This window comes from Streptomyces sp. NBC_00523 (genome assembly GCF_036346615.1).
GTDB lineage: Bacteria > Actinomycetota > Actinomycetes > Streptomycetales > Streptomycetaceae > Streptomyces.
The window spans coordinates 4,190,946-4,217,465 of record NZ_CP107836.1 but is presented as its reverse complement, the minus strand read 5'-3'; the positions used below and the strand labels follow the sequence as shown (position 1 = coordinate 4,217,465).

Sequence of the window (26,520 nt, the reverse complement as noted above, 5' to 3'; positions counted from 1 at the left end):
AAAGGGCACCCGGGCTTCCCCGTTTCCGGTACTCCGGGCCCTGTCCGGGCGCGCCCTTCGGCGGGATGCTCGTGGTGGAGAGCCATCGACCCAGACTGTGAGGTGGACCGTGGGCGGTCCTGCTGGCCCGGCGAGGGGTGCCCGGCTGCGCCGGATGTGCGGTGCCGTGGTGCTGCTGACGCCGTTGCTGGTGGCGGGCTCCGTGTCCGCCCCGCAGGGCGCCCAGCCGGCCGCCGCCGCGTCGAAGGCGGTGACCGACACCGGGCGGATCGCCTTCGCCGGTACGGGGCACCGCAGCCTCGGCCGGGTCACGGCGCAGAATGCCACCGCGGACCTGTTCGGGGGCGGCCCGGCCCACTACGACCAGGACGCCTACGGGCGGGGCGACGCGCTCGTCTTCACCAGCCTCCGGGACGAGATCCGCCCCCAGGTGTACGTGCGCGGCGCGGACGGCACCGTACGGCGGCTGACCACCGGCATGGACGCCGCACATCCCGAACTCTCCCGGGACGGCCGGACCGTGGTCTTCGACGCGCCCGGGAACGGCGGCCGCCGGGACCTGTGGTCGGTGCCCGCCGACGGGTCCGCGAAGCCCCGGCAGCTGACGGACACCCCGGCGGACGAGACGCACCCGACGCTCTCCCCGGACGGCAAGCGCATCGCGTACGCGAGCGACGGCGGCCCCGAGCCCGGCACCCAGATCTACGCACGCGACCTGGACGGCGGTCCGGTGACCTGCCTCAGCGACAGCGCGGAGGGCGACGCGGACGAGCCCGAGTGGAACCCGGTGAACGACGACGTGCACCGGTCCCGCGTCTCGTACACGCTGCACGTCGAGCCCGCCTCCGACACGGACACCGGGCACCGGCTGCGGGTCACCGACGGACCCGGGACCGCCCGGCCCGTGCTGACCGCTCTCGGCAACGACTGGGGCTCCCGCTCCTCGGCCTGGCTGCCCGACGGCGAGGGCCTGCTCTTCCTCAGCCCCAACACGGACTGCGGCTGCTCCGTCTACGACCACGTCTACCGGATCCCGTCGCTCGCCGACCCGGCCCCGCAGATGGTGCTCGACGAGGACCGCGAGGTGGGGCCCCCGGCGGTGCTCGGCACCCCCGGCTCCTGGTCCGTGATCGTCACCCGCAGGACCACGAAGGACGCCGCCCTCGTCACGCTCCAGGACATGCGGCAGGACGGCTCCGACCCGCGCGACCTCCGGATCGACGTCCTGCGCGAGGACCCCGCGGCGAAGACCAACACCAGCGACGACCCCGCCGACGACCCGCTGTTCCACCCGGGCGAGGGCTACGACCCCTGGACCGAGCGGCAGACGTACACACCCGACGGGCGCCGGATCGCCGTGACCCGGTTCGAGACCATCGACGGGCAGCGGGTCCAGCGGATCTGGCTCGCCGACACCGACGGGACGCACCCGTCGGCCATGAAGCTGGACGGGCGCGGCCCCCGGGACCGCGACACCGACCCCTCGTTCTCGCCGGACGGCACGCAGCTCGCGTTCACCCGGTCCACGCCCGGCACGGACGGCTCCTGGAGCAGCCGGGTACTCGTCGCGGACGTGGCCTCCGGGCGCATCACCGGCGAGGTCGTCCCGCCCCAGGGCGAGGTCACCGGCGCCGACGCGCAGCCCGCCTGGTCCTCGGACGGCACCCTGCTGGCGTTCACCCGGGCCGAGGTCATCCGGGGCCTCGGCGGCATCAAGCACGTCTGGACCGCCCCGGTGAAGGCGCTGGAGCAGCAGCGGGACCTCAGCCGCGCCGGCGGCTGCCCGGGCGAGTGCAAGGTCATCGACGACAGCCCCGCCTTCTCGCCCGACGGCAGGTCGGTCGCCTTCAACCGCAAGGACCGCGCGGACCAGATCAACCAGCGCGCCAGCGTCGTCGTCGTCGCGCCGGACGGGACGGACTGCCGGGTCGTCCTGCCGGCCGGCCGGAGCAACGACCCCACCGCGTGCGCCGCGCCGATCCCGGACGTCGAGACGACCGGCCCGTACCAGCCGCGTGACGTGGCCTGGTCGCCGGACGCCTCCCGGCTGGTCCTCAGCCACCGCCGGGGCCGGGCGCCCAGCTCCCCGGAGCAGCTGTCCGAACTCGACCTGGCCACCGGCACCCTGACCCCGCTCACCGCGGAGCTGCCCGGCCGCCAGAAGGAGCCCGCGTTCCAGCAGAAGGTGGACCTGGCCGTCACCGCGCCGCCCACCGCGCCCACCGTCGAGACCGGCTCCTCGGTGACCGTCACGGTCACCGTCACCAACAACGGCCCGGCCTCCTCCCCCGGCACCACCCTGGTCGCCGACCTCCCGCCGGGCGTCCGGCTGGACGGCATGACCACGCCCGCGGGCCCGTGCGCCGAGGACTCCCCGGCCTGCGACCTCGGGGTGCTGGCGCCCGGCGACGAGGTGCCGGTCACCGTGCGGCTCATCGGCGTCACCAACGGCCCCTGGGAGCTCGGCTGGTCGGTCAACGGGGCGGTCGTGGACCCGAACCCCACGGACAACGCCACCGGCACCTCCATACGGGTGCGCACCCTGCCCGACCCGCCCAGCCCGCCGCCCTCCGGACCGGCGACCCCGCCCAAGCTGCCGCCCCCGGCCGCACAGCCGCCCGCGCAGCCGCCGGCGCCCGCGCCCGAGGCCGGTCCCGGTGTCGTCGTCCGCGCGCAGCCCAGCCCGGGCTATGTCGGCGGCCGGGTCGTGGTCACGTACACCGTCCGCAACGGCGAGAACGCCCTCGCCACCGGTCTCCGCCTGCGGCTCGGGCTGCCCTCCGGCATCCCCGTGGCGACGCTCCCGGCGGGCTGCACCGGCGAGGTGTGCGCGCTGCCCGACCTGGCACCGGGCGCCTCCTCGGTCCTGCGGGTCGTGCTCGCCCCCAACCACGCCGTCAGGACCCGGATCACCGCCACGCTGACGACCACCGGCACCGACGCGGACCGGGGCGACAACGTGTCGCGGATCCCGCTGCGCATCCTCCAGCCCCGGATCATCTCCGTGCCGGAGATCGGCAAGCCCGGGTTCGTCACCTCGGTGCGCGGCAAGGACTTCCCGCCCGGGGTGCCCGTGAAGCTGGCCTGGAAGCCCGGGATCACGGCCGCCGCCGCGCCCACCCTGCCGGGCCGTGACGGCACGTTCATCGCCCAGCTTTTGATCCTGGTCAAGGACCGGACCGGGCCGCGCACGATCACCGCGTCGGGCCCCGGCTTCTCGCCGGTGAAGACGGACTTCCTCGTGGTGACGGGCAACCTGGTCCCGCCGGACGAGATGGGGCGCCGGTGATCCACGAAGTGGACGAGGCGCTGCGGCTGTTGCTGGTGGACGCGGGCCTTGAGGACAGCGGCGTGGACCTGGTCTTCGACGCCCCGACGAAGGACTGGTCCGCCCGCCGCAACGCGCCCACGGTCAGCGTCTTCCTGTACGGCATCCGCGAGGACGCGACGCGCCGCCGCAGCGGCACGTCGGAGGAGTACGACGCGGAGGGCCTGGTCACCGGCCGCCGCGAGCCCCCGCGCTGGTTCGAGCTGACGTACCTGGTGACGGCGTGGACCAACCGCCCCCAGGACGAACACCGCCTGCTCTCCGAGGTGTTGCGCTGCCTGATCCGCACCCGCGCGCTGCCCGCGCGGATGCTCACGGGCAGCCTCGCCGACCTCGCCCTCACGGTCGAGATGGAGGCCGCGTCGGCGGGCTCGGGCGACCGCCCGTCCACGGTGGACGTCTGGTCCGCGCTGGGCGGCGAGCTGAAGGCCGCGATCGACGTACGCGTATGGGCCCCGCTATCCGGCGAGGTGGAGCCCGCCGGTCCGCCGGTCACGGAGGGCCTGCTCGTCCGCACGGCCGCCGCCGTGGACGGCAGAGCGACCGACCCGGGCCGCCGCCTGCGCTACGAAGGCCCCACGGACGCGTCCGGCGAGGGCTTCGCGGCGGAACGGGAGCGCCAACTGCCCCCGGGGCGGCGGAAGCGCGGGGGCGGGGTCGCCCGGTGACCACCGCTCAGCAGCTCCCCCTCGCCGAGCTCTGGGAACGGCTCGGGCACGTCGAGCGGCGGGTGCGGGTCGCCGTCGCGCTGCGGCACGAAGGGGACCCCGCGCCGGACGATCCGCTGCGGGGGCAGTACCTCACGCCCGCCGGTGTCGAGCGCGTCCTGGACTCGCGCGACGCGTTCCTCCCCGTACCGGACCTCGGGTCCGAACCACCCGCCGAGCAGGGGCGGATCGCGGAGCTGGCCGCCCGGTTCGGGCTGACCGGGCCCGACGTGGAGCTGCTGCTCGTCGCCATGGCGCCGGACGTCGACGCGCGGTTCGAGCGGCTGTACGGGTATCTCAACGACGACCTGACCCGGCGCCGCGCCACGATCGGGCTGGCCCTCGAACTGTGCGGGCTGCCCGGCGCGGGCCCCGGCCGGTTCCGGTTCGCCCCGTCCGCGCCGCTCGTCGCGGCCGGGCTCGTGGAGGTGCTGGAGCCCGAACGCCCCCTGCTCTCCCGGGTGCTGCGCGTCCCGGACCGGATCACCGCGCATCTCCTCGGCGACGACGGGGTGGACGCCCGGCTGCACGGGCTGGTCCGGGTGGCGGGCCCGGACGGGGAGCCGGACGACGGCCCGGTCACCCGGCGCGTCGCGGCGGCGGCCGGGACCGGGAGCGGGTTCACGCATCTGCTGGACCGGGGCGGCGACCCGGCCCGTCTCGCCGTCGGCGCGCTCGCCGCGTCCGGGCTGCGCCCGCTCGTCGTGGACCCGGCGGCCCTGGCGGCGGCGCCCGAACCGGCGCACGCCGCCCGGATGCTGGCCACCGAGGCCCGGCTGAGCGGCGGCGGGCTGGTCCTCGGCCCGCTGGAGACGCTGGCGCCGGAACAGCCCAAGGGCGCCGCGCTCCTCGGGGCGCTGTGCGCGGCGGTCGGCGGCGGCTCGCCGTTGCTCGTGTACGGGCGGAAGCACTGGGACCCGTTGTGGGCCGGGGAGAGCCCGGTGACGGTCGCGGTCCCGCCGCCGGACCCGGCGGACGCGGTACGGCGGTGGCGCGGCGCGCTCACCGGGGCCGGTGCCGCCGCCGGGCTCGCCGCCGGGACGGAGGAGGCCGACGCCCTGCTCGCGGACGCGACCCGGGCGTACCGGCTGGACTCCGGCCAGATCCGCCGGGCCGCCGACGTGGCCGCCCGGCTGGCCGCGCAGGAGGACCGCCCGGTGGCCGCCGCCGACCTGCGGACCGCCGTCCGGGCGCAGAACGGCGCGGGGCTCGCCCGCCTCGCCCGGCGCATCGAGCCCACCGTCGGCTGGGACGACCTGGTGCTGCCCCCGGCGACCCGCCGCCAGCTCTCCGACCTGGCCCTGCGCGCCCGCCACCGCGACCAGGTGCTCGGGCGGTGGCGGATGCGGCCGGGCGGCGGCCGGGGGCGGGGCATCGTCGCGCTGTTCGCCGGGGAGTCCGGGACGGGCAAGACCATGTCGGCCGAGGTCGTCGCGGCGGACCTGGGCATGGAGCTGTACGTGGTCGACCTGTCGTCCGTGGTCGACAAGTACGTCGGGGAGACCGAGAAGAACCTGGAACGGATCTTCGTGGAGGCGTCCGAGGTCAACGCGGTGCTGCTGTTCGACGAGGCGGACGCCGTCTTCGGGAAGCGCTCGCAGGTCAAGGACGCGCAGGACCGGCACGCGAACGTCGAGTCGGCGTACCTGCTCCAGCGCGTCGAGTCCTTCGACGGCATCGCCGTCCTCACGACCAATCTGCGGGCCAACCTGGACGAGGCGTTCACCCGCCGCCTGGACGTGGTCGCCGACTTCCCCGTACCGGACGCGCAGCAACGCCTGGCCCTCTGGGAACGCTGCCTCGGTACGGAGGTCCCCCGCGCCCCGGACCTCGACCTGCAGACGTGCGCGGACAGGTTCGAGCTGACCGGCGGCTCGATCCGCGCGTGCGCGGTGACCGCCGCGTACCAGGCGGCGGAATCGGGCCGCCCGCTGGACACCGGGCAGCTGGTGGGCGCGGTCCTAGCGGAGTACCGGAAGCTCGGACGCCTGGTCCTGGAGAGCGAGTTCGGCCCGTGGCTGGAGCGCAGGAAGCGCTGAGGGCCCTCAGAGCGGGCGGACCGTCAGGATCTGCTCCGCCCGGCCGACCGGGCCGTGGACGTCGTGCAGGACCGTGCTGGTCAGGCCCTGTCCGGTGGGGCCGAAGACGACCGTGGTGTCGAGCCCGGTCCAGCGGCCCTCGGGCTGGCGGTGCAGATGGATCGTCAGGTCCACGTTGGGGAACATCCACTCGGTGGGCTGCTCGCGTACGGCGATGCCGTTGGCGGTGTCCACGAGCGCCACGTACGAGGCCAGCGGCCCGGCGCTCTCGCCCGCGACCAGGTCGAGCGGGGTGGAGATCCAGGCGGTGGTGCGGCCGGGCAGCGGCGGGGCGAGCGGGCGGACGTCGAGCGAGGCGATGTAGCCGCCGGGCCAGAGATCGGCCATCGGCCAGGGGGCGAGCGCCTCGGGCGGGGTGAGCCGGTCGTCCTCGCCGTCGGCGACCTCGGTGGTGTCGACGGGGGCGAGCGACCAGGCCCTGGCCCGGACGACCGGGCGGCCCGCGATGAGGGCGACGGCCTCCACCAGCTCGATGGTGCGGCCGGGGCGGACGGTCTCGACGCGGATCTCGCACTCGTCCAGGGCGAGCCGCCCGAGGATGTCGAAGCTGATCCGGGACAGCAGCAGCCGCTCGCCGGGCCGCTCCGCGAGGTGCCGCTCGACGGCGTGGACCAGGAGCCCGCCGAACGGGCTGAAGTGCACCTCGTCCGTGCTCCACGCGCCGCTCGCGTGGGCGGTCGGCTTGTAGCGGTGGGCGTCGATGCGCTCGTAGTAGCTGCCGGTGTTCAACGGATCGCTTCCCTCACGGCCGTACGGATCGGGCACCCCCCAGCGTGCCACCGGGGGCGTTCCGGCCCGCGCGCGGGTGCCGCGCCCCGCACCCGCGTTCGAGCGTGATCAATTCGCAATCGATTCCGGTCTTGACCGAGACCCATCAAGCAGTCGCGCGATTACGCTCCGAAGCATGTCCGACAGCGCACCTACCGCCGGTAGCACCTCCCCGGCCCCCACCGACCTCACCGAGGACCGCCCCGTCTACGTCATCGGCGGCGGCCCGGGCGGACTGGCCGCGGCGGCCGCCCTGCGCGCGCGGGGCGTCCGGGCGGTCGTCCTGGAGAAGTCCGGGGCCGTCGGCGCGTCCTGGCGGGGCCACTACGACCGGCTGCACCTGCACACCACCCGGCGCTGGTCCGCGCTGCCGGGGCTCCCGATGCCGAGGAAGTTCGGCCGCTGGGTCGCCCGCGACAACGTCGTGCGGTACCTGGAGAAGTACGCCGAGCACCACGAGCTGGAAGTGATCACCGGCGTCGAGGTCTCCCGGATCGACCGCGCGGCGGACGGCACCGGCTGGCGGCTGAGCGCGAGCGGCGGCCGCGAGCTGACCGGCCGCGCCGTCGTCGTCGCCACCGGCTTCAACCACACCCCGCGGCTGCCGGACTGGCCGGGCCGCGAGACGTTCACCGGGGAGCTGCTGCACGCCTCGGACTACCGCTCCCCGGCCCCGTACGCGGGCAAGGACGTCCTGGTCGTCGGCGTCGGCAACACGGGCGCGGAGATCGCCGTCGACCTCGTGGAGGGCGGCGCCTCGCGCGTACGGCTCGCGGTGCGCACCGTTCCGCACATCGTGCGCCGCTCCACGGCGGGCTGGCCCGCGCAGGCCACCGGCATCCTGGTCCGCAGGCTGCCCGTCGCCCTGGTGGACCGGGCGGGCCGCCTGATGGCCCGCGCCGCCGTGCCGGACCTGTCGGAGCACGGGCTGCCCCGCCCCGACACGGGCCTGTACTCCCGCGTCAAGGAGGGCGCGATCCCGGTCCAGGACGTCGGCCTGATCGACGCGGTGAAGCGCGGCCGGGTGCAACCCGTGGCGGCCGTCGAGTCGTTCGACAAGGACGCGGTGGTCCTCGCGGACGGCACCCGGGCCACCCCGGACGTCGTGATCGCGGCCACCGGCTACGTCCGCGCCCTGGAACCCCTGCTCGGCCACCTCGACGTCCTGGACGACCGCGGCCGCCCGGTGACCCACGGCCCCCGCACCCCGAAGCAGGCCCCCGGCCTGTACTTCACCGGCTTCACGAACCCCATCAGCGGCATGCTCCGCGAACTGGCCCGGGACGCGGAACGGATCGCGAAGCGGGTTGCCCGCAAGGGGCGTTGAGGGTCAGCGGGTGAGGGTGTACACCCCCGGGGCGTCCAGGTCGCCGTACAGGCGGACCAGCTTCGGGTGCTCGGGCGTGCCGCTGATCAGCCAGCCGGAGTCGACGTACTCGTTGAAGTCGTCGAAGCCGCAGCGCTCGATGCTCACGTTCAGGCGCTGGTCCCAGGTCGTGGCATCCCCGGGTTCGTACACCCAGGCGCCCGGGCCCGTGCAGCGGTACTTCGCGCGGTCGGCGTCCGCGTTGTCCGCGTACGCGGATTCGTGGTCCGTCAGGCCCTCGGCGCGGGCCGAGCCGTCGGCGTCCAGCCGCAGGGTGCCACCGTGCCCGTCGGTCCAGGTACCCGCCAGGAGGGCCGCGTTGACCTGCGGCGGGCGGTACTCGGTGAGGAGCCCGATCCGGAACGCCGTCATGCCGATGCCGAACACGACCGCCACCGCCACCGCCCCGTAGCCGAAAATGCGCGGATGGAGCCGCCTCCCGTGCAGCCCTGCCTCCCGTGCCAGGAGGGCGGGCCCGGCGATCAGCGCTTCTCCCGCCAGGCAGGTCAGGGCCAGGGGGGCGGGCCCGGGGTGCAGCGTGACCGCGACGACGATCGTGATCAGGGCGGCCGGAACCACGGCGATCGCCGGCACCCACCACCAGGCGTCCCGCCCGTGCAGCCGGCCGCTCACCCGGCGGGCCGCCCAGACCACGGGCAGCACGACCGCCAGGTTCACCCACAGAGCGACCGGGACACCACAGCACAGGGAGAACGGCAGCATGAGCAAGCCACCCCCGATCCCCTCCGACGGCGCCCAGTTCTCGAAGGTGGCTTCCGCGAAGGCGTACACCTCGAAGGCGAGCATCAGGCCCACGTACAGCGCCGCCGCCCCCGCCACGACCAATCGCTCCGACCACACGGGCGGCGGCCCGACCGGCACCTTCGCCGGTCGCCAGTTCCCCCACGGCCTGCGCGTGTCCCACACGGTGTTCCTCGACATAAGAGCCCCCTCCGGGGCGATTGTCACACCAGCGCCGCAGACACCGGCCCCCGGACCCGCCGGATCACCAGCACCATCAGCGTCGCCACGGCGCACATCGCCCCCGCCGCGTACCAGACCACGTCATACGTACCGAAGTAGTCCCGCGCCACCCCGCCCAGGAAAGCGACCAGTGCCGCGCCCACCTGGTGCGACGCCAGGACCCAGCCGAAGACGATCGCGCTGTCGTCGCCGTACTGCTCGCGGCACAGGGCCAGGGTCGGGGGGACCGTGGCGACCCAGTCCAGGCCGTAGAAGACGATGAAGAAGACCATCGGCGGCTCCACCGTGGCCTGCATCAGGAGCGGCAGGAACAGCAGCGAGATCCCGCGCAGCCCGTAGTACACCGCCAGCAGGCGACGCGCGTCGAAGCGGTCGGTGAGCCAGCCGGAGAACACCGTGCCGATGATGTCGAAGATCCCGATGACCGCGAGGAGCGACGCCGCCGCGGTGATCGGCATGTGGTGGTCGTGCGCCGAGGGCACGAAGTGCGTACGGATCAGGCCGTTGGTGGAGGCGCCGCAGATCGCGAAGGACCCGGCCAGCAGCCAGAACGGCCCCGTGCGCGCCGCGTCGAACAGCACCCGCACGGTCCGGCCCGCCGCCCCCCGCGCGGGCGCCGGCTTCTCGGTGTACTCCCCGCCGTACGGGGCGAGCCCCACGTCGGCCGGGTGGTCGCGCATCAGGAGCCACACGAACGGGACGACGACCAGGGCCGCCAGCGCCACGGTCACCGACGCCGGGCGCCAGCCGTGCCGGTCCACGATCCACGCGCAGAGCGGGAGGAAGACCAGCTGGCCCGAGGCCCCGGCGGCGGTGAGGACACCGGTCACCAGACCGCGCCGGGCGGTGAACCAGCGGTTGGTGACCGTCGCGGAGAACGCCAGCGCCATCGAACCCGTGCCGAGCCCCACGAGGAGGCCCCAGTAGAGCATCAGCTGCCAGGCCGCCGTCATCCACACACTCGCCAGCGCCCCGGCCGCGACCATGGTCAGCGCCACGGCCACCACCCGCCGGATACCGAACCGGTCCATCAGCGCGGCGGCGAACGGCGCGGTGAGCCCGTACAGCGCCATGTCGATCGAGACGGCGAGCCCGATCTGCCCGCGCGACCAGCCGAACTCGTCCTGGAGCGGGTCGAAGAGGAGCCCGGGCAGGGAGTTGAAGGCGGCCCCGCCGATGATCGTCACGAAGGTGACGGCGGCGACGATCCAGGCACGGTGGATACGCCACCGGCCGGGCTTCCCGGGGGCGTTGGGCGCGGGGGCGACGGGAGCGACGCTCTCGGTTGTCGGATTCACCCGCCCAGCATCCGGGCCCGGCGCCCTCCCCCACGAGTGGCCCGATGGCCACGGTTCGCAGGGATCGGGCCACCCTCCAGCCCCGGACCCCGCGCCTCAAACGCCGGCGAGGCTGAAAGTGGCGGCGCGGCGCAATCAAGCCCCTCCGGCGATTGAGGAGCGGGGGCCCGGGGGCGGAGCCCCCGGACCTCAGCCGATCCGTTCCAGGCGGCGGATCGGGCGGGCCGCGAGCAGCACGCCCACCGCCAGGATGTTGACCACCGCACCGGCGAACAGCACCTCCGGCGCCCCCAGTTGGTCCGCGAGCGGGCCCGCAAGGGCACGGCCCGCCGCCACCATGAGCAGCGACCCGGCGACGTCGTACGCGTGCAGGCGGTTGAGGGATTCGGGCGGTACGTGGGTCTGGACCGTGGTGGACCACATCACCAGCCAGAACGCGGAGGCCGCGCCCGCCACGAACTGGCCCGCGCCCAGGGCCGGTACGGAGAGCCCGAGGCCCAGCACCACGAGGTTCGCGCAGACGCCGGTGAGCGCGACGGCGCCCGCCGCGAGGGGGCGGCGCGGGCGCAGGCGCAGGGCGAGCAGCCCGCCGACGACGCTGCCCGCGCCGTTCACCGCCATCATCGCGCCGTACGTCCCCGAGCCGTGCGCCTCGGTGACCCGGACGGCGGTGAGCGGGAGCATCGGGCCGAGCACGGCGAAGCCGTACACCGTCCAGACGGCGATCACGCCCCAGAGCCAGCTGCGCGCGGTGAACTCCCGCCAGCCGTCAACAAGCTCGGCGAGGAACGAACCGCGCGGCGCCTCGTCCGAGGGGGCCGGGGCCAGCCGGAGCAGGAAGAGGCACGCCCCGGAGACCAGGAAGGTCGAGGCGTTGGCGGCGTACACCGCGCCCGCGCTCGCCAGGCCGACGAGGACGCCCGCGAAGGCGGGGCCCGCCATGGTCATCAGCGCCTCGGACACGCGCAGCGTGGCGTTGGCGCGCTGCACGTCCGGGGCGACGCGCGGCACGGTGGACGCGACGCCCGGCTGGAACAGGGCGGCGCCGACACCGGCGACCGAGCTCAGCGCGTACACCGCCCAGAGCGGCGGGTTGCCGGCCGCGAAGGCCACGGCGAGCACGGAGGCGCCGGCGAACCGGAGCACGTCGGCGATGATCATCATGCGGCGCGGCGTGAACCGGTCCGCGAGGACCCCGCCGAAGAGGACGAACACGGCGAGCGGGCCCATCCAGCAGGCCAGCGCGTAACCGACCGAGGAGGCCGGGCGGCCGGCACCGAGGAGCCCCGCGGTGAGGGCGACGGGGATCATGCCGTCGCCGAAGACGGCGGCCGTGCGGGCGACGAAGAACAGCCTGAAGTTACGGTTCCAGAGCTGCCTGCCGGACTCCTCGAACAGAGGCGGCAGGGGCGGGAGAGGGGACGGGCCGCCGAGGGCGGCGGCCTGGGGGTCCGTGGCGGGAATGCACACGGAGTCTGCTGACTTTTCCTTCACACCGATGACATGTATCAGCTTATGGTCTATACCAGCTAGGGGCTTTTCGCGGGCCCTTGCCGGCCGAAGGGAGTCCGCTGTGCCGCACCGGGTCGTCGTTCTCGCCCTCGACGGGCTGCTCCCCTTCGAACTGGGCATCCCCCAGAGGATTTTCGGGCTCGCCCGCCCCGTGGAGCAGCGGGACCGGGCGCGGAAGCTGTACGACGTCGTGACGTGCTCGGTCCGGCCGCCGGGGCCGGTCCACACCGACGCGGACTTCTCGATCATGGTCGGGCACGGGCCCGAGGCGCTCGCCACGGCCGACACGGTCGTCATTCCGGCCAGTTACGAGCTGGGACCCGTCCACAGCGAGGGGCGACTGTCCGACGAGCTGGCCGCCGCGTTCGCGTACATCCGGCCGGGCACCCGGATGGTGTCCATCTGCACCGGCAGCTACGTCCTGGCCGCCGCCGGCTGTCTGGACGGGCGCCCCGCCACCACGCACTGGGCCTCCGCCGACCACTTCCAGCGGCTCTTCCCCCGCGTCCGCGTCGACCCGGACGTCCTGTTCATCGACGACGGGGACGTACTGACGTCCGCCGGAGTCGCCGCCGGGATCGACCTCTGCCTGCACATGGTGCGGCGCGACCACGGGACCGCCGTCGCCAATGACGTCGCCCGGCGCACGGTCGTGCCGCCGCACCGGGACGGGGGCCAGGCGCAGTACATCCAGCGGCCCGTGCCGGACACCCAGTTCGCCACGACGACGACCGCGCGGGCCTGGGCGCTGGCCCGGCTGGAGCAGCCGATCCTGCTGCGGGACATGGCCCAGCAGGAGGCGATGAGCGTACGGACGTTCACCCGGCGGTTCCGCGAGGAGGTCGGCGTCAGCCCCGTGCAGTGGCTCACCCAGCAGCGCGTGGAGCTGGCGCGCCGGCTCCTGGAGTCCACGGACCTGTCCATCGACCAGGTCGCCCGGGACGCCGGCTTCGGCACCTCCACGTCGCTGCGGCAGCACCTCCAGGCGGCGCTGGGCGTCTCACCGACGGTGTACCGCCGCACGTTCCGCTCGACGGCGGGGAACCGGGCCTAGGGCCTAGACCGCGTGGCTCGGCTCGGCGCCGTGCGCGCCGGGCTGGAGCCGGCCCTGGATCAGCGGGACGCTGCGGTCCACCTCGCACCAGATCCGCTTGCCCGCGCCCTCCGGCTGCCAGCCCCAGCGGTCGGCGAGGCCGTCAACCAGCTCCAGGCCCCGGCCGCCGGTGTCCTCACCCCGCGCGTGCCGCTGCTGCGGCGGGCGGCAGCTGGCGTCGGCCACCTCGACGCGCACGGTCCCGGCGCCGCCCGGGGCGCCCGTCGGGCCGAAGAGCATGCGCAGCACGGCCGGACAGCCGGTGTGCACGACCGCGTTGGTCACCAGCTCCGAGATGAGCAGGATGAGGGTCTCGGCCAGCGGCTCGTCGTCCCTCACACCGGAACCGGCGAGCCGTGAGCGCGCCCATCTGCGGGCCCGTCCGACCTCCGCGGGGTCGGGCCCGACCTCCAACTGAACCTGAAGCACCTGCACCGCTCACACCATCCGAACCGGCGGACACATCGCCTCGCGCCTCCAAAGGGTCACGGAACGTGATTCCCTTGCACGACAGCATGGTTGACGTACAGTCACCGCAACAAGCGCTTCGGGCATATTCCAGCGCGAAGGAGTACCCGTAGTGCATACTGTGCGACGCACATTGCGGGGAGTCGAACAGCACCTCACCCGGACCCGACGCGCCTCGGAGGCCGCGTCCGGACCGACAGGTTCCAGAACCACTCGCATCCCACGGAGGGTACCCGAGCCGGGCGCCGACTCCACGCCGTGACGAATCACGCAAAGGACACAAGCCGGTATCGGTGACCGGTCGTAGCGCTGCGTCACGCCCGGGGGCCCGGTGCCCCCGGGCGTCGCGCCCTAGTCCGGCTCGATGACCGTCACGTACGCCGCCAGCGCGGCCACCGCGTCCTCCTCCACGACCCCGCCGTCCCGGTCCGTGTCCAGGCTCTGCGCGGCGAACGCCGCCGCGTCCGGGCTGGCGCCGAGGACTCTCAGGGCCCGCTCCACGGCCGGCACCGGTGCCCGGTTCCCGCCGGACGGCCCGGCCGCCACCGCGAGCGCCGCGCGCAGGAACGGGCGGGCGATCTCCGCGAAGCGCTCCGGGTTGTCGCGCAGCCGCTTGACCGCGCCGCCCACGAACTCCTCACGGGTGACGCGCTGGTCCCCGTCCACGTCGGCGATGCCCGCCATGCCCTGCCAGAACGCCTCGGCGCCGTTGTAGAGCGCCTGGCCCTTGTCGCAGCGGGCCGTCGTACCGAACTCGGTGAGCAGACGGGCCGCGGCGGCGTTGAAATCCGCGCGATCGATGTATCCGTTGCCGTCCTGGTCGAAGGCGGCGAAGCGGAAGGCGATCTTGCGCTCATACTCTGCGCTGTCCATGCGGGGAGCGTACGACGCCTTCGGGCGTCACGTGTCACTTACCGGGCTCAGCCCTGTGACAGCTCCGCACGCACCGATGCGGCGACAACCGTTTCAGGCCGTCAGCGGCTCGGCCTCCTCGTCCACGGCCGCGTCCCAGTCCGGGAAGACATCGAACAAGCGGCGCACGCCGAGGGCCGCGAGCACGCGGTTGACGTGGGAGCCCTCCTCCGCGCCCCGGGCGGGCAGGATCAGCCGCAGCCGGCCGCCGCAGGACCGCATCAGGCGGCGCAGGGCGATGAGCACCCCGACCCCGCTGGAATCGCAGAACTGGACCCCGGACAGGTCGAGGACCACGTCGTGGCGGCCCACGGCCACCACCTCGTGGACGGACTGGCGGACGGTGGCCGAAGTCAGCAGGTCCAGTTCGCCGCCTATGTGCAGCACGGTCCATCCGCCCCGCTCGGTCTCAGAGACTTTCAGGGTCACGCGACTGGGCCTCTCGTTCCGGGGATTCCGGGGCAGCCCGGAGATCCGGAAGTTTGCGTTCCTCCCCTGGCGGCTGCCCCCGTACGTCCCTCGCGAAACACCCGTCTCGCAAAGAGGGCGTGTTCCGGGGGTGTCCGATCAGGGCCGGATCAGGCCGCGGCGTCTGGCGCCTTGCGATGCACCGCGCCAGGCGTCGCGGACCCGGCCATGATCGGCAAGGCACCCCCGGGGACGTACTTGTCGTAAAGGGGCGTGCTTCCGGGGAGGCGGGGACTACATTCGGACAGGACGAGTGGGACAGGGACGCACAGGTCCGACGGCGGAGGGCTGGAGGTCAGATGGCCGAAAACGCACCACCCCGCTGGGACCGCAGGATGCAGCAGCGGCTGTCGCGCGGCGAGGCCGCCGCCCTCGGCGAGATGTACGACCGGTTCGCCGCCCTCGTCCACAGCCAGGCCAACCGGATGCTGGACGACGAGGACGCCGCCGACGCGGTCACCCGCGAGGTCTTCGGCTACGTCTGGGAGAACCCGGACATGTACGACCCGAAGCAGGGCTCCATGCGGGCCTGGCTGGCCTTCCTCACGCACCGCGAGTCCGTACGGCGGCTGCGCGGCGAGGCGGCGGACGGCGAGGCCCCCGATGCCCCCGACGCTTTGGACGAGCGGGTCCGCCGGGCGACCGCCGCCGCCCGGGCCGACTACATCGTCGCCTCGATGCCGGCACCGCTGCGGGCCGCCCTGGAGCTGGCGTACGTACAGCGCCGCGACTACCGGCAGACCGCGGCGGACCTCGGCGTCACGGCGGACGAGGCGCGACGGCGGCTGCGGCTCGGACTCCAGCTGCTGTCCACCGCCCGGACCCGCCCGGTGGAGGGCGCCCCGCCGCCCGGATACGGGAGGGCGCTGTGAGCGGCGGCGCGGGCGGCGACCGGGACGAGGAGGGCCGCGACGAGGTGCGTGGCGCCCGGCGCATACCGGGGCCCAGGCCCGCCGCCGACGACTTCGGCGACCTGGGGCGCATGACGCCGCCCGAGCAGGCGCCCCCGCGACCGGAACCGGAACCCGAAGCGGAACGCGTACCGCGCCCCGCGACGCCCGCCCCGGTCCTCCCCCACCGCGTGCTTCAGGCCCTCCTGGGGGCCTGGGCGCTCGCCGCGTGCTCCGCCGAGGAGACCGAGACCGTCGAGGCGCACCTGACCGAGTGCGCGCCCTGTGCCGACGAGGCGCTGCGGCTGCGGGACGCGGTCGGGCTGCTGCACACGGACCGGAGCCTGGATCTCGATCCGCTGCTGCGGTCCAGGGTGCTGGAGAGCTGCCTGAGCCGGCGCCCCGCGAAGATCCCGGTGCCGGACTGGGCCGCCCCGTACGACGCAGAGACGGCGCGGCTCGACGCGCTGCTGCGGGACATCGACGCCGCCGAGTGGCACGCCCCGGTGCGGCTGAAGTGGTTCGAGGACGAGCGGCAGGCGGGCCGCCGGACCACGGTCGCCGGGGTGATCGGGCACCTGATGAGCGTGGACGGCCTGGTGGGCGCCGCCCTCGGCCTCGACGACCCGCTCCCCGGCGCCCCGCCCACACCGACCGGGCGCACCGAGGCGTACTGGTCGTCCGCCCGGCGCCCGCTCACCCGCGCGGTCCGTGAGCCGTGGCGCGAGCAGAGCCACACGCTGATCAGGACCGTGTCGTTCGCGCGGCGCGGGGCCTCGGAGCTGTCCGTGCCGTACGGGGCGTTCGCGCTGCCGTTGCAGGACGCGATGCTCGACCGGGCCTTCGAGTGCTGGGTGCACGCGCGGGACATCGCGAAGGCGGTGGACTACCCGTACGAGCCGCCGTCCGCCGGGCATCTGCACCGGATGATCGACCTCGCGGCCCGGATGCTGCCGGGGGCGCTGGCGCTGCGGCGCCGGGCGGGGCTCGCGGGCCCGGCCGGGCGGCTGGTGTCGGCCGGGTCCCCGGGGCGCTCGCTGCACCTGGAGATCGAGGGCTCGGGCGGCGGCGACTGGTACATCGCGCTGGACTCCCCGGCCGCCCTCGGGTCCGCCGAGCACGTGGTGGCGCAGGTCGCGCTGGAGGGCGTGGAGTTCTGCCGGCTGGTGGCGGGGCACGTACCGCCCGTGGAGGCGGCGGCCGGGCAGCGCGGGGACCGCGAGGCGATCAGCGACGTGCTGTCCGCGGCCGCCTCGCTCAGCCGCCTGTAGCCCGGCCCCGTACGGCGCTCAGTCGAAGACGACCGTGCGGCGGCCGTTGAGCAGGATGCGGCGTTCCGCGTGCCACTTCACCGCGCGGGCCAGCGCCTGGCACTCCACGTCCCGGCCGATGGCGACCAGCTGGTCCGGGGTCACGTTGTGGCCGACCCGCTCGACCTCCTGCTCGATGATCGGGCCCTCGTCCAGGTCGGCGGTGACGTAGTGGGCGGTGGCGCCGATGAGCTTCACGCCGCGCGCGTGCGCCTGGTGGTAGGGCTTGGCGCCCTTGAAGCTCGGCAGGAAGGAGTGGTGGATGTTGATGATCCGGCCGCTGAGCTGCTTGCACAGGTCGTCCGAGAGGACCTGCATGTAGCGGGCCAGGACGACCAGCTCGACGTTCTCCTCGCGGACCAGGTCCAGCAGCTCCGCCTCGGCCTGCGCCTTGTTGTCGCGGGTCACCGGGATGTGCCGGAAGGGCACGTCGTACGAGGCGACGAGCTCGGCGAAGTCCGGGTGGTTGGAGACGACGGCGGCGATCTCGACCGGCAGCGCGCCGATCCGGGACCGGAAGAGCAGGTCGTTGAGGCAGTGGCCGAACTTGCTGACCATGAGCACGATCCGCATGCGCTCCGAGGCGCGGTGGATCTGCCACTCCATGGCGAAGGAGTCGCCGATCGCGGCAAAGCTGGCCCGCAGCTTCTCCACGGTGACCGGGGTGCCCGCCGAGAAGTGGACGCGCATGAAGAACAGACCGGTGTCGTGGTCCCCGAACTGCTGGCTGTCCTCGATGTTGCAGCCGGTCATGAAGAGGTAGCTCGACACGGCGTGCACGATGCCCTGTTTGTCGGGGCAGGACAGCGTGAGGACGTACTGGTCGGGGGCAGGCTGCGGCGCGGTCATCCCCGTAGCGTGCCACAACCTCGCGGCGTCAGGCGGACCTGGTCAGAATGCGGAGGACGTCCAGGGAACGCGGCGGGGTGTCGGGGTCCTCGCCGTCGTTGGCGGAGAGCAGCACATGCGCCTCGCGGGCGGCGGTGACGGCCTCCGGCCAGCCGGGGTGCTCCAGGTAGACGGAGACGTGGGCGTCCGCTCCGACCTGGTGCAGGATGCGCAGCACCCGGAGTACGGCGGCGTCCACGAGGGCCGCCTCGGCGGCGTCCCGGAAGATCGTGCCGACGTACTTCTCGGCGGACCAGTTGTCGAGCCAGGTGTCCTCGACCAGGCGGTACACGGCGTCGGTGACGTCGCCGTATCCCTCCCGGCCGGCCAGCCAGCAGTCGCGGTGGAAGACGGGGTCGGAGAGCATGTGCAGCGCCGAGCGCACGTTGCTGCGCCAGCGCCACCACGGAAGGTCGTTGAGCGGCATGCCGCCCATGGTGGAGGAGCGACGGCCACGACGGGAAGAGTTCTCGGAACCTTGCTGCACGGTTGTCGATCGTACGTTCCCTTTTCGGTGACCTTGACCGGCCCCTGGCGTTCACGGTGACGTCACCCGCCGTTGACGGGAGCACACCACGGCGTTACCCGGGGCGGGGAAAGGTCTCGGTCCATGACCGGACGGCGACGCCCCCTCCCTTCCCGCCCCTTCGGACTGCTCACCGGTGCGGTGACGGCCGGGGCCCTGCTGCTGTCCGGCTGCGGCGCGCTCCCTGGGGGATCGGGGGACTCCAGGGAGCCCGTCACCGTCGTGACCTGGGCGCCGAGCGGCGCCTCGGCACCGGACGCCGTGAACATGGCCGGGATGACCGCCATGGCGCAGGCGTACGGGCGCTGGACCAACGCGCATGGCGGGATCGACGGGCACGAGCTGCGCGTCGTCACCTGTGACGAACAGGACGCCTGGACCGGGGCCGGGGACTGCGCCCGCAAGGCCGTCGAGGAGAAGGCGGTCGCGGTCGTCGGCTCGTACAGCCGGCACGGGCGGGCGTTCATGGCCCCGCTGGAGGTCGCCGGGATTCCGTACATCGGCGGTTACGGGGCCTCCGAGGAGGAGTTCCGCAGCTACGCGTCCTACCCGGTGACCGGGGGCCAGTCCGCGCTGCTCGCGGGGACCGCCGAGCAGCTGTCGCACGACTGCGCCCGGGTCTCGCTGGTGCGCCCGGACACCCTGTCCGGCGACAGCCAGGCCTGGCTGCTGCGCACCGGTCTCAAGGGAGCCGGGCGACCCGCCCCGCTCGACATACCGGCCGCCGAGGGCGCCACCTCGTACGACGCGGAAGCGGAACGCGCGCTCTCCGGGGCGGGCACCACCGGCGGATGCGTGACGTCCGTGCTGGACGACCGCACGGAGACCTTCTTCGACTCGTTCCGGCGGCTGGAACCGGAGGGCGCCTCGGTGCGCGTGGCCTCCGTGCTCGGCAGTGTGGGGCAGCCGCTCATCGACCGGACCGGCGGCCGGGAGAGCCCGTTCGAGGGGGCGTACGTCACCGGCTGGTACCCGCCCCCGGGCGATGCCAGGTGGAACACGATGCGGAAGGTGATCCGCGAGTACGCCTTCGGCGACAACCGGATCGACCCGGACGACACGGGCGTGCAGACCACCTGGGTCGCGTACACCGCGCTGAAGTCGGTCATCGAGTCGATGCACGAGTCCGGGATCACCGCGGCGAAGCTCACCCACGCCCTCGGCCAGGGGGCGCGCGCGGACACCGGGGGCCTCACGCCCGCGCTGCGCTGGCGCTACGAGGACATGATCGGTTCGCGGTCGTACCCGCGCGTCGTCAACAGCAACGTGACGTTCCAGGTGGTGCGGGACGGGCGGCTGGTCGCCGCGCGGAAGGACTTCGTGGACGTCACGGAGACCATGGCCGAGGCCAGCGCGACCCGCTGAACCGGCGCGGGGGCACCGGTTCAGCGGACCCGGGGAATCAGAGCGCGCGGGAGATCAGAGCGCGGTCGCCTCGCGCTTCGTCAGGCCGTACTTCTCGGCGATCTTGTTCCACAGCGCGGCCGCCTGCCGCTTCGCGGTGCTGGCCTCGCCGCTCTTCACGGTCGCCTGCTGGGTGTGCGAGGTGGTCTTCGCGTGGCCGTGCTTGCAGACCTTCTTGCTCTTGGCCTGCGCCGCCCAGGCCGCGTAGTGGTCGTCGGCGGACGCGGACGCCTGCCACGCCTTGGTGAGCTCGGAGGTGAGCCGCTCGTGGTCCGGCAGCTTGTCGACGGAGAGCGCCTGGAGCCGGGTGACCAGGTCGCGGCGCTGCTTGGCGGCGCCCTTGAGGTCGGCGACGGCCTTGTCCAGGTCGGTGCAGGACTTGGTCTTCTCGACCGCCCCGATCACCGCGGCGCGGCTGTTGTTGCTGTCCGCGAGGAGCTTGTCCAACTCCTCGGCCTGCGGCTTCGCCGGGTCGGCCGCGGGCTGCTCCTCGCCCTTGGACGGATCACCCGCCGCCGGTGAACTCGCGGACGCCACCGGCTGCTTGGCGTCCTTGTCGTCATCGTCGCCGCCGCTCATCAGCGCACCGGCGCCGAGCCCGATCACCGCGCAGCCGACGACGACGGCCGCGATCAGCGGCACCGCGCCGGACTTCTTGCGCCGCCCGCCGTCGCCCTCGTCCAGCCCGGGCCCATCCTGGGGGCCGGTGTACGGGGGCGGCTGCTGGAAGCCCTGCTGCGGCGGCGGGCCCGCCTGGTACGGGGGCTGCTGCGGGCTCTGCTGGTACGGGGGCTGCTGCTGGGCCGGGTCGAACCGGGGCATCTGCTGCGTCGCGCCCTCGGGGGCGTCGCTGCGGAAGAGGTTGTCGAACTCGGCGGGCGGCTGCCGCTCGCCGGGCGTCCCGGGCCGGATGCCGTACGGGGCGCCGCCGGGCACCGGGGGTATGTACTGCGTCGCCTCGGCGTCCCCGCCGCCCTGGGAGGCGTGGCCCAGGAACTGGGTGGACTCCGCGGGGTTCTCCGGCGGCAGCCCGCCGGGTACCGGTGCGATGTACTGCGTGGCGTCGGAGTCCCCGCCCGGGGCGCCCGCCTCGGGCGGCAGCGGCTGCGCGTACGGCTGGGGCTGCTGGGGCTGCGCGGGCGGCAGGGGCGCGGCGCCCCGGCCGTACGCGTCCTGCCCGTACCCGCCCTGCTGCTGTCCGTACGGGCCCGGCTGCTGCGGGTACGACTGCGGCGGCTGCTGCTGCCCGTACGCGTCCTGCCCGCCGCCGTGCTGCGGGCCCCACTCCTGTCCCCACGGCTGACCACCGGCCGGGGCCGCCTGGTCCGCCGCTCTCCCCGGCGTCCAGGGCTCTCCGCCGTCCGAGGGCAGCACGACACCCTCGTGCGCGGGTCGTACAGCAGGGTGCTGCTGCTCGTCGCCCTGTCCGCTCTGTGTCACCGGGACTCCTACGTGCGTGTCAACTATGGAATCGTCGGCTCACGCTATCGGGTGGCGACCGCGGTGTGCCAAGTGCCCGCGGTCCGCAGCACGCCCGTGACACAGGGTGTAACACCGGGGCCCTTTAAGACGCAGTTAAGGGGTTCGCCCGCCGGATCGCCCGCCCCCGCTCAGGCCGCCTGGAGCTCCAGCCGCGTCCCGAACTCCCGTACCGCGGGCTCGTCCCCGTACGGCAGGAGGCGCTGCTGGAGGTCCTCCAGATACTCCGCGCCCCGGGACGAGCGCACCGTGCCGAGGAGCTCCATCGCCCGGGTCCCCGTGTGGCACGCCTGCTCGACCTCCCGCAGCTGCACCTGGGCCGTGGCCAGCAGCGCGAGGCCGATGCCCCGGCGCCGGGCGCGGGACTCCGGGTGGCCGTCCAGGGACTCCTTCGCCCGGCGCGCGGCGGCCTCCGCCTGCCCCAGGTCCCGGTGGCAGTGCGCGAGTTCGTCCGCGAGGTAGGCGTGGTCGAAGTGGGCGATCCAGTCCGGGTCGTCCCCGCTGTCCGGCTCGGCCCGCTCCAGGGCGGCCTCGGCCCGGCCCGCGATCTCCAGGCAGGTGCGCGCGTCCCCGAGCAGCGCGTGGCCGCGCGCCTCCGCCGCGTAGAACATCGCCTCCGCGCGCGGGGTGACCCGGCCGCGCGCGCCCTCCTGCGCGGCGCGCGCCAGCTGGGCGATCTCGCGCGGGTTGCCGAGCTGGGCGGCGAGATGGCTCATCGAGGCGGCCAGCACATAGCCGCCGTAGGCACGGTCGCCCGCCGCCTGCGCGAGGCGCAGGGCCTGGATGTAGTAGCGCTGGGCGAGGCCCGGCTGGCCCGTGTCGATGGCCATGTAGCCGGCGAGTTCGGTGAGCCGGGAGACCGCCGCGAAGAGCTGACGGCCCGTCGATTCGCGGTACGCCCCCGAAAGGAGCCCCGAGACCACGCTGTTGAGGTAGTGCACGAGGACCGGGCGGACATGGCCGCTGCCGAAGCGGTGGTCCAGGTCGACCAGTGCGGCGGTCGTCGCCCGCACCGCCTCCACGTCCGGCATCCCTACCCGGGACCCGGCGGCCCGGGCGACCTGGGGGTCGGCGCCGGTGATCAGCCAGTCGCGGCTGGGCTCCACGAGCGCGGACGAGGCGACCGTCGAGCCGGTGAGGAAGTCGCGGCGGCCGACGTCGCTGCGCCAGAGCTCGCAGACCTGCTCGATCGCCCCAATCACCGTCGGCGCGAACTGGAGGCCGACGCCCGAGGCGAGGTTCTTGCCGTTGGCCATCCCGATCTCGTCGATCGTGACCGTACGGCCGAGCTTGCGGCCCAGCGCCTCGGCGATGGTGCCCGGTGCCCGGCCGCGTGGCTGCTGGCCGCGCAGCCAGCGGGCCACGGAGGTCTTGTCGTAGCGGAGGTCGAGGCCGCGTTCGGCGCCGACCATGTTGACCCGGCGGGCCAGGCCCGCGTTGGAGCATCCGGCTTCCTGGATGAGCGCCTGGAGCCGTTCGTTCGGCTGCCGTGCGACGAGTGGCCTGGCTGCCATGTGTATCCCCCTGAGGCCGCAGTGATAGGTGGCGGGATCACTGCCCGGCATATGTCCGAGAAATGCGCCCATTCATCGTGTTGGTCACTTTCTGCGCGACTTACCTCATTCGTCACGGCCGGTCACTAAAATGCCGCGCCGAACCGGACCGGCCGGACGTCCCGTAACCAGCTACCCGCCCAAGGCCCGTGCCTCTCCCACGCGCCCCCGCCCGTGCACCCGTGCGCCCCGTGTGCGGAACCGTGCGAGAGGCGGCCGTAACTCTTCGTGAAGCCCGTAGTTGAGCTGGACGTGGAAGAGCCCATCGGAGTCATGGAAGCGGCGCAGGTCCCCCGGCAGCGCGTGGAGCAGCTGCTCGACGCCGCCGTGCGGTACACGGAGGAGAGGCACTGGGATGTGTGCCCGGGCACCTGGCTGGAGCCGTCCGGCAGCGGCCGGAGGTGTTCCTGCGGCGAGGAGGCGTGCGCCGCGCCCGGCGCCCACCCCGCCGGGGACGGCTGGGCGGACGGCGCCACCGGCAGCGGCGCGGCGGCCCGCCGGATGTGGAGCCGGCGGCCGGGGGCGGCGGTGCTGCTGCCCACCGGGCGCGCGTTCGACGCCCTCGACGTGCCGGAGTCGGCGGGCTTCCTGGCGCTCGCCCGGATGGAGCGGATGAGCCTGCCGCTCGGCCCGGTCACCCGCACCCCGGACCGCCGCATGCAGTTCTTCGTGCTGCCCGGCGCCGCCGCGAAGGCGGACGACCTGGTCCGCCGGGCCGGGTGGAACGCCGCGTCGATCGGCCTGCGCGGCATCGGCGAGGGCGGTTACGTCGTCGCGCCGCCGACCCGGGTCGGCGGGGTGGGCGCGGTGCAGTGGGCCCGCACCCCCACGACCGCCAACCGCTGGCTGCCCGAGGCCGAGGAGCTGATCGGCCCGCTCGCGTACGCCTGCGGGCGGGCGAAGGCGGACGCGCGCCAATAACGCCTTTCGTAGGGTGGTCCCCACATACGGGGACTTCGAAAGGCGTGCACATGCCGGACCGGGCGGAACGCGAGGGTACGGAAGGGACCGAGGCACCGCGGGCGACACCGCCCGCGGTGCGCGTCCAGGGGCTGTGGAAACGGTTCGGCGAGCAGACCGCCGTCGCCGGCATCGATCTGGAGCTGCCCGCGGGCAAGTTCATCGGCCTGGTGGGGCCCAACGGGGCGGGGAAGACCACCACGCTCTCGATGGTCACCGGTCTGCTCCGGCCCGATCAGGGGCGGATCGAGATCGGCGGGCGCGACGTCTGGGGCGACCCGGTCGAGGTGAAGTCCCGGATCGGTGTCCTGCCCGAGGGGCTGCGCCTCTTCGAGCGGCTGTCCGGCCGCGAACTCCTCGCGTACACCGGCCGGTTGCGCGGGCTGCCCGGCCAGGAGGTGGACAGCAGGGCCACCCAGCTGCTCGACGTGCTGGACCTGGCGGGCTCGCAGCACAAGCTGGTCATCGACTACTCGACCGGGATGCGCAAGAAGATCGGGCTCGCCGCCGCCCTGCTGCACAACCCCGAAGTGCTGTTCCTGGACGAGCCGTTCGAGGGTGTCGACCCCGTATCCGCGCAGACGATCCGCAAGGTCCTGGAGCGCTATACGCGTTCGGGGGCGACCGTCGTCTTCTCCAGCCATGTGATGGAGCTGGTCGAGTCGCTGTGCGACTGGGTGGCCGTCATGGCGGCGGGCACCATCCGCGCCCAGGGCCCCCTGGCCGAGGTGCGCGGCGAGGCGTCCTCCCTCCAGAACGCGTTCCTGGAGCTGGTCGGCGCGGGCGACCGGGACGCCGGCGCCACCCTGGACTGGCTGGGCGGCGACCGATGAGCGTGCTCGACGCCCCCGCCGGAACCGGACCCCGGACCGGGGCCACGGCCGGTGCCCCGGCGCTGATCCCCGTATTCGCCCGGCTCAAGCTGGCCCTGCTCCGCAACGGGCTGCGCCAGTCCTCCGGGCGCAAGGCCGTCTACCTGATCTCGGTGGTGGGCTCCCTGCTGGCCGCGGCCGCGCTGATGCTGGGGCTCGTCCTGCTGCGCGGCCACGACCACGCGGCCTCGCTGGTGGTGCTGCTCGCCGGGGTCCTGGCGCTCGGCTGGGCGGTGATGCCGCTGTTCTTCGCGGCCGGGGACGAGACCCTGGACCCGACCCGGCTGGTGATGCTGCCGCTGCGGCCCCGGCCGCTGATCGTCGCGCTGCTGGTCTCCTCGCTGATCGGGCTCGGCCCGGTGTTCACGCTGTGCCTGGCGGCCGGGTCGGTGGCGGCGCTGGCCGAGGGGGCGGGCGCGGTGGTCTTCGCGGTGCTCGCCGTGCCGCTGACCCTGCTGGTCTGCGTGGCCCTGGCCCGTACGGTCGCCGCCGCCAACACCCGGCTGCTGACCTCCCGCAAGGGCCGGGACCTGGCGGTCCTCAGCGGCCTGCTGATCGCGGTGGGCATCCAGGCCGTCAACTTCGGCGCCCAGCGCCTGGGCCGGAGCGGCGGGCTCGCCCCGCTCGACCCGGCGGCGGACGTGGTGCGCTGGCTGCCGCCCGCCTCGGCCGTGGGGTCCGTGGACTCCGCCGCGGAGGGGGCGTACGGGCGGGCCGTCGCGCAGCTGCTGATCGCGGCGGCCGCGCTGGTGGTGCTGCTGTGGCTGTGGCAGCGCAGCCTGACGAAGCTGATGACCGCGCCGGACGGCTCCACGACCGCCGCCGCCGGGCCGGACCGCGAGAAGTCGGGGCGGATCGGCGCGGGCCTGTGGGCGCTGCTCCCCGAGGACCGCACCGGCACGGCGATCCAGCGGTCCCTGCGGTACGTGGCACGGGACCCGAAGACCAAGGCGGCCTGGGTGACCGCGCTGGCGATCGGGCTGATCGTCCCGCTGATCAACGCCCTCCAGGGCCAGGGCACGGTGTACTTCGCGTGCTTCGCCGCCGGGATGCTCGGCATGCAGATGTACAACCAGTTCGGGCAGGACACCTCCGCGTTCTGGATGGTCGCGCAGACGATCTCCTCGTCCCGGGACGCGTACCTCGAACTGCGCGCCCGGGCGCTGGCGCTGCTGCTGTTCACCCTTCCGTACACCGTGCTCGTGGCGGTGGTGACGGGGGCGCTGCTCGGCGACTGGAAGCTGCTGCCGGGGGTGATCGGGCTGTCGTTCGCGCTGCTGGGCGCGATGCTGGCGACGGGCTCGGTGGCCTCGGTGAGCTTCCCGTACTCGATCCCGCAGGAGGGGGCGTTCAAGAACGTGGCGCCGGGGCAGGCCGGGATCGCCTGGATCTCCATCGTCGGCGGCATGGTCGCGGCGGCCGTGCTGAGCGCCCCGGTGATCGCCCTGACGGTCACCCTGCACGTCACGGACCGCACGGACTGGCTGTGGCTGCTGCTCCCGGTCGGGGCGGTGTACGGGGCACTGATCGCCTGGGGCGGTCTGCGGCTCGCGGCCCCGCGCATGGCCCGGCGGCTGCCGGAGATCCTGTCGGCGGTCAGCAAGGGCTGAGCGCCGTCGGGCTTACGGGGAGGGC

At 74.1% G+C, this 26,520-nt stretch carries 22 protein-coding genes; 11 read left to right on the top strand and 11 right to left on the bottom strand.

Annotation, left to right across the window (positions count from 1 at the left end; all coding sequences use genetic code 11):
- The first annotated feature begins 154 nt into the window (after positions 1-154).
- Genes OHS17_RS19180 through OHS17_RS19170 form a run of 3 tightly spaced genes read left to right on the top strand, consistent with a single transcriptional unit; the run spans position 155 to position 6,074 of the window.
- The gene (locus OHS17_RS19180; protein ID WP_330315296.1) at positions 155-3,289 is read left to right on the top strand and encodes a hypothetical protein; all 3,135 of its coding nucleotides are present in this window, start codon (positions 155-157) and stop codon (positions 3,287-3,289) included.
- Positions 3,286-3,996 carry a DUF4255 domain-containing protein gene (locus OHS17_RS19175; protein ID WP_330313173.1) on the top strand — a complete coding sequence of 237 codons (711 nt, stop codon included), beginning with the start codon at positions 3,286-3,288 and terminating at the stop codon, positions 3,994-3,996. Before OHS17_RS19180 ends, OHS17_RS19175 begins: the two co-directional genes overlap by 4 nt.
- Complete coding sequence (locus tag OHS17_RS19170; protein ID WP_330313172.1) at positions 3,993-6,074, top strand: ATP-binding protein; 2,082 nt, start codon at positions 3,993-3,995, stop codon at positions 6,072-6,074. Before OHS17_RS19175 ends, OHS17_RS19170 begins: the two co-directional genes overlap by 4 nt.
- A 6-nt stretch (positions 6,075-6,080) precedes the next feature.
- Here OHS17_RS19170 and OHS17_RS19165 read toward each other — a convergent pair whose 3' ends face one another.
- Positions 6,081-6,863, bottom strand: coding sequence for a thioesterase family protein (locus OHS17_RS19165; protein WP_330313171.1), 783 nt, complete (start codon positions 6,861-6,863; stop codon positions 6,081-6,083).
- Positions 6,864-7,038: 175 nt separating this feature from the next.
- On the opposite strand from OHS17_RS19165, the gene OHS17_RS19160 reads away from it, so the two are divergent.
- Positions 7,039-8,229 (top strand): flavin-containing monooxygenase, encoded by a 1,191-nt coding sequence (locus OHS17_RS19160; RefSeq protein WP_330313170.1) that lies wholly within the window; start codon positions 7,039-7,041, stop codon positions 8,227-8,229.
- A gap of 3 nt (positions 8,230-8,232) precedes the next feature.
- Here OHS17_RS19160 and OHS17_RS19155 read toward each other — a convergent pair whose 3' ends face one another.
- The 3 genes from OHS17_RS19155 to OHS17_RS19145 all read right to left on the bottom strand — a co-directional run bounded on the left by OHS17_RS19155 (position 8,233) and on the right by OHS17_RS19145 (position 12,020).
- Complete coding sequence (locus OHS17_RS19155) at positions 8,233-9,210, bottom strand: hypothetical protein (protein ID WP_330313169.1); 978 nt, start codon at positions 9,208-9,210, stop codon at positions 8,233-8,235.
- 23 nt (positions 9,211-9,233) lie between these two features.
- On the bottom strand, positions 9,234-10,550 hold the full coding sequence (locus OHS17_RS19150) for an MFS transporter (RefSeq protein ID WP_330313168.1): 1,317 nt from the start codon (positions 10,548-10,550) through the stop codon (positions 9,234-9,236).
- 189 nt (positions 10,551-10,739) lie between these two features.
- Complete coding sequence (locus OHS17_RS19145; RefSeq protein ID WP_330313167.1) at positions 10,740-12,020, bottom strand: MFS transporter; 1,281 nt, start codon at positions 12,018-12,020, stop codon at positions 10,740-10,742.
- A gap of 103 nt (positions 12,021-12,123) precedes the next feature.
- Here OHS17_RS19145 and OHS17_RS19140 point away from each other — a divergent pair, with 103 nt between their 5' ends.
- Positions 12,124-13,116 (top strand): GlxA family transcriptional regulator, encoded by a 993-nt coding sequence (locus OHS17_RS19140; RefSeq protein ID WP_330313166.1) that lies wholly within the window; start codon positions 12,124-12,126, stop codon positions 13,114-13,116.
- Positions 13,117-13,119: 3 nt separating this feature from the next.
- Here the strand turns inward: OHS17_RS19140 and OHS17_RS19135 are convergent, their stop codons facing one another.
- From OHS17_RS19135 to OHS17_RS19125, 3 genes are all read right to left on the bottom strand, one after another.
- Positions 13,120-13,590 carry an ATP-binding protein gene (locus tag OHS17_RS19135; protein WP_026171298.1) on the bottom strand — a complete coding sequence of 157 codons (471 nt, stop codon included), beginning with the start codon at positions 13,588-13,590 and terminating at the stop codon, positions 13,120-13,122.
- Between the two features lie 384 nt (positions 13,591-13,974).
- Entirely contained in the window at positions 13,975-14,496 is a 522-nt protein-coding gene (locus tag OHS17_RS19130; protein ID WP_330313165.1) for an EF-hand domain-containing protein, read from the bottom strand.
- Positions 14,497-14,589: 93 nt separating this feature from the next.
- On the bottom strand, positions 14,590-14,964 hold the full coding sequence (locus OHS17_RS19125; protein ID WP_018101410.1) for an STAS domain-containing protein: 375 nt from the start codon (positions 14,962-14,964) through the stop codon (positions 14,590-14,592).
- 338 nt (positions 14,965-15,302) lie between these two features.
- On the opposite strand from OHS17_RS19125, the gene OHS17_RS19120 reads away from it, so the two are divergent.
- Entirely contained in the window at positions 15,303-15,875 is a 573-nt protein-coding gene (locus OHS17_RS19120) for an RNA polymerase sigma factor (RefSeq protein ID WP_330313164.1), read from the top strand.
- Entirely contained in the window at positions 15,872-17,164 is a 1,293-nt protein-coding gene (locus OHS17_RS19115) for a zf-HC2 domain-containing protein (protein WP_330313163.1), read from the top strand. Before OHS17_RS19120 ends, OHS17_RS19115 begins: the two co-directional genes overlap by 4 nt.
- Before the next feature lie 18 nt (positions 17,165-17,182).
- On the opposite strand, the gene purU is transcribed toward OHS17_RS19115, so the two are convergent.
- Together purU and OHS17_RS19105 are read right to left on the bottom strand one after the other, a co-directional pair.
- Positions 17,183-18,052: a formyltetrahydrofolate deformylase gene (gene purU, locus OHS17_RS19110; RefSeq protein WP_330313162.1), complete on the bottom strand. Its 870-nt coding sequence runs from the start codon at positions 18,050-18,052 to the stop codon at positions 17,183-17,185.
- 28 nt (positions 18,053-18,080) lie between these two features.
- A complete protein-coding gene (locus tag OHS17_RS19105; RefSeq protein ID WP_443066173.1) occupies positions 18,081-18,527 on the bottom strand; it encodes an SCO4402 family protein in 447 nt (148 codons plus the stop codon).
- Between the two features lie 174 nt (positions 18,528-18,701).
- Between OHS17_RS19105 and OHS17_RS19100 the strand changes: the two genes are divergently transcribed.
- Positions 18,702-19,982, top strand: coding sequence for an ABC transporter substrate-binding protein (locus OHS17_RS19100; RefSeq protein ID WP_330313160.1), 1,281 nt, complete (start codon positions 18,702-18,704; stop codon positions 19,980-19,982).
- Positions 19,983-20,036: 54 nt separating this feature from the next.
- On the opposite strand, the gene OHS17_RS19095 is transcribed toward OHS17_RS19100, so the two are convergent.
- The gene (locus tag OHS17_RS19095) at positions 20,037-21,395 is read right to left on the bottom strand and encodes a hypothetical protein (RefSeq protein ID WP_330315295.1); all 1,359 of its coding nucleotides are present in this window, start codon (positions 21,393-21,395) and stop codon (positions 20,037-20,039) included.
- A 236-nt stretch (positions 21,396-21,631) separates the two neighbouring features.
- The gene (locus OHS17_RS19090) at positions 21,632-23,014 is read right to left on the bottom strand and encodes a transcriptional regulator (RefSeq protein WP_330313159.1); all 1,383 of its coding nucleotides are present in this window, start codon (positions 23,012-23,014) and stop codon (positions 21,632-21,634) included.
- Positions 23,015-23,326: 312 nt separating this feature from the next.
- On the opposite strand from OHS17_RS19090, the gene OHS17_RS19085 reads away from it, so the two are divergent.
- Genes OHS17_RS19085 through OHS17_RS19075 form a run of 3 tightly spaced genes read left to right on the top strand, consistent with a single transcriptional unit; the run spans position 23,327 to position 26,495 of the window.
- Positions 23,327-23,974, top strand: a complete 648-nt coding sequence (locus tag OHS17_RS19085) for a bifunctional DNA primase/polymerase (RefSeq protein WP_330315294.1) — start codon at positions 23,327-23,329, stop codon at positions 23,972-23,974.
- Between the two features lie 50 nt (positions 23,975-24,024).
- Positions 24,025-24,846, top strand: a complete 822-nt coding sequence (locus OHS17_RS19080; protein ID WP_330313158.1) for an ABC transporter ATP-binding protein — start codon at positions 24,025-24,027, stop codon at positions 24,844-24,846.
- On the top strand, positions 24,843-26,495 hold the full coding sequence (locus OHS17_RS19075) for a transporter (protein ID WP_330313157.1): 1,653 nt from the start codon (positions 24,843-24,845) through the stop codon (positions 26,493-26,495). Before OHS17_RS19080 ends, OHS17_RS19075 begins: the two co-directional genes overlap by 4 nt.
- Positions 26,496-26,520: the final 25 nt, after the last annotated feature.

What these genes read in the sequence shown, in the direction of transcription:
- OHS17_RS19180 (WP_330315296.1), top strand. Translation starts at nt 155, where the DNA reads ATGTGCGGTGCCGTGGTGCTGCTGACGCCGTTGCTGGTGGCGGGCTCC.
- OHS17_RS19160 (WP_330313170.1), top strand. Translation starts at nt 7,039, where the DNA reads ATGTCCGACAGCGCACCTACCGCCGGTAGCACCTCCCCGGCCCCCACC.
- OHS17_RS19155 (WP_330313169.1), bottom strand. Translation starts at nt 9,210, where the DNA reads ATGTCGAGGAACACCGTGTGGGACACGCGCAGGCCGTGGGGGAACTGG.
- OHS17_RS19130 (WP_330313165.1), bottom strand. Translation starts at nt 14,496, where the DNA reads ATGGACAGCGCAGAGTATGAGCGCAAGATCGCCTTCCGCTTCGCCGCC.
- OHS17_RS19120 (WP_330313164.1), top strand. Translation starts at nt 15,303, where the DNA reads ATGGCCGAAAACGCACCACCCCGCTGGGACCGCAGGATGCAGCAGCGG.
- purU (WP_330313162.1), bottom strand. Translation starts at nt 18,052, where the DNA reads ATGACCGCGCCGCAGCCTGCCCCCGACCAGTACGTCCTCACGCTGTCC.
- OHS17_RS19105 (WP_443066173.1), bottom strand. Translation starts at nt 18,527, where the DNA reads ATGGGCGGCATGCCGCTCAACGACCTTCCGTGGTGGCGCTGGCGCAGC.
- OHS17_RS19100 (WP_330313160.1), top strand. Translation starts at nt 18,702, where the DNA reads ATGACCGGACGGCGACGCCCCCTCCCTTCCCGCCCCTTCGGACTGCTC.
- OHS17_RS19090 (WP_330313159.1), bottom strand. Translation starts at nt 23,014, where the DNA reads ATGGCAGCCAGGCCACTCGTCGCACGGCAGCCGAACGAACGGCTCCAG.
- OHS17_RS19085 (WP_330315294.1), top strand. Translation starts at nt 23,327, where the DNA reads ATGGAAGCGGCGCAGGTCCCCCGGCAGCGCGTGGAGCAGCTGCTCGAC.
- OHS17_RS19080 (WP_330313158.1), top strand. Translation starts at nt 24,025, where the DNA reads ATGCCGGACCGGGCGGAACGCGAGGGTACGGAAGGGACCGAGGCACCG.
- OHS17_RS19075 (WP_330313157.1), top strand. Translation starts at nt 24,843, where the DNA reads ATGAGCGTGCTCGACGCCCCCGCCGGAACCGGACCCCGGACCGGGGCC.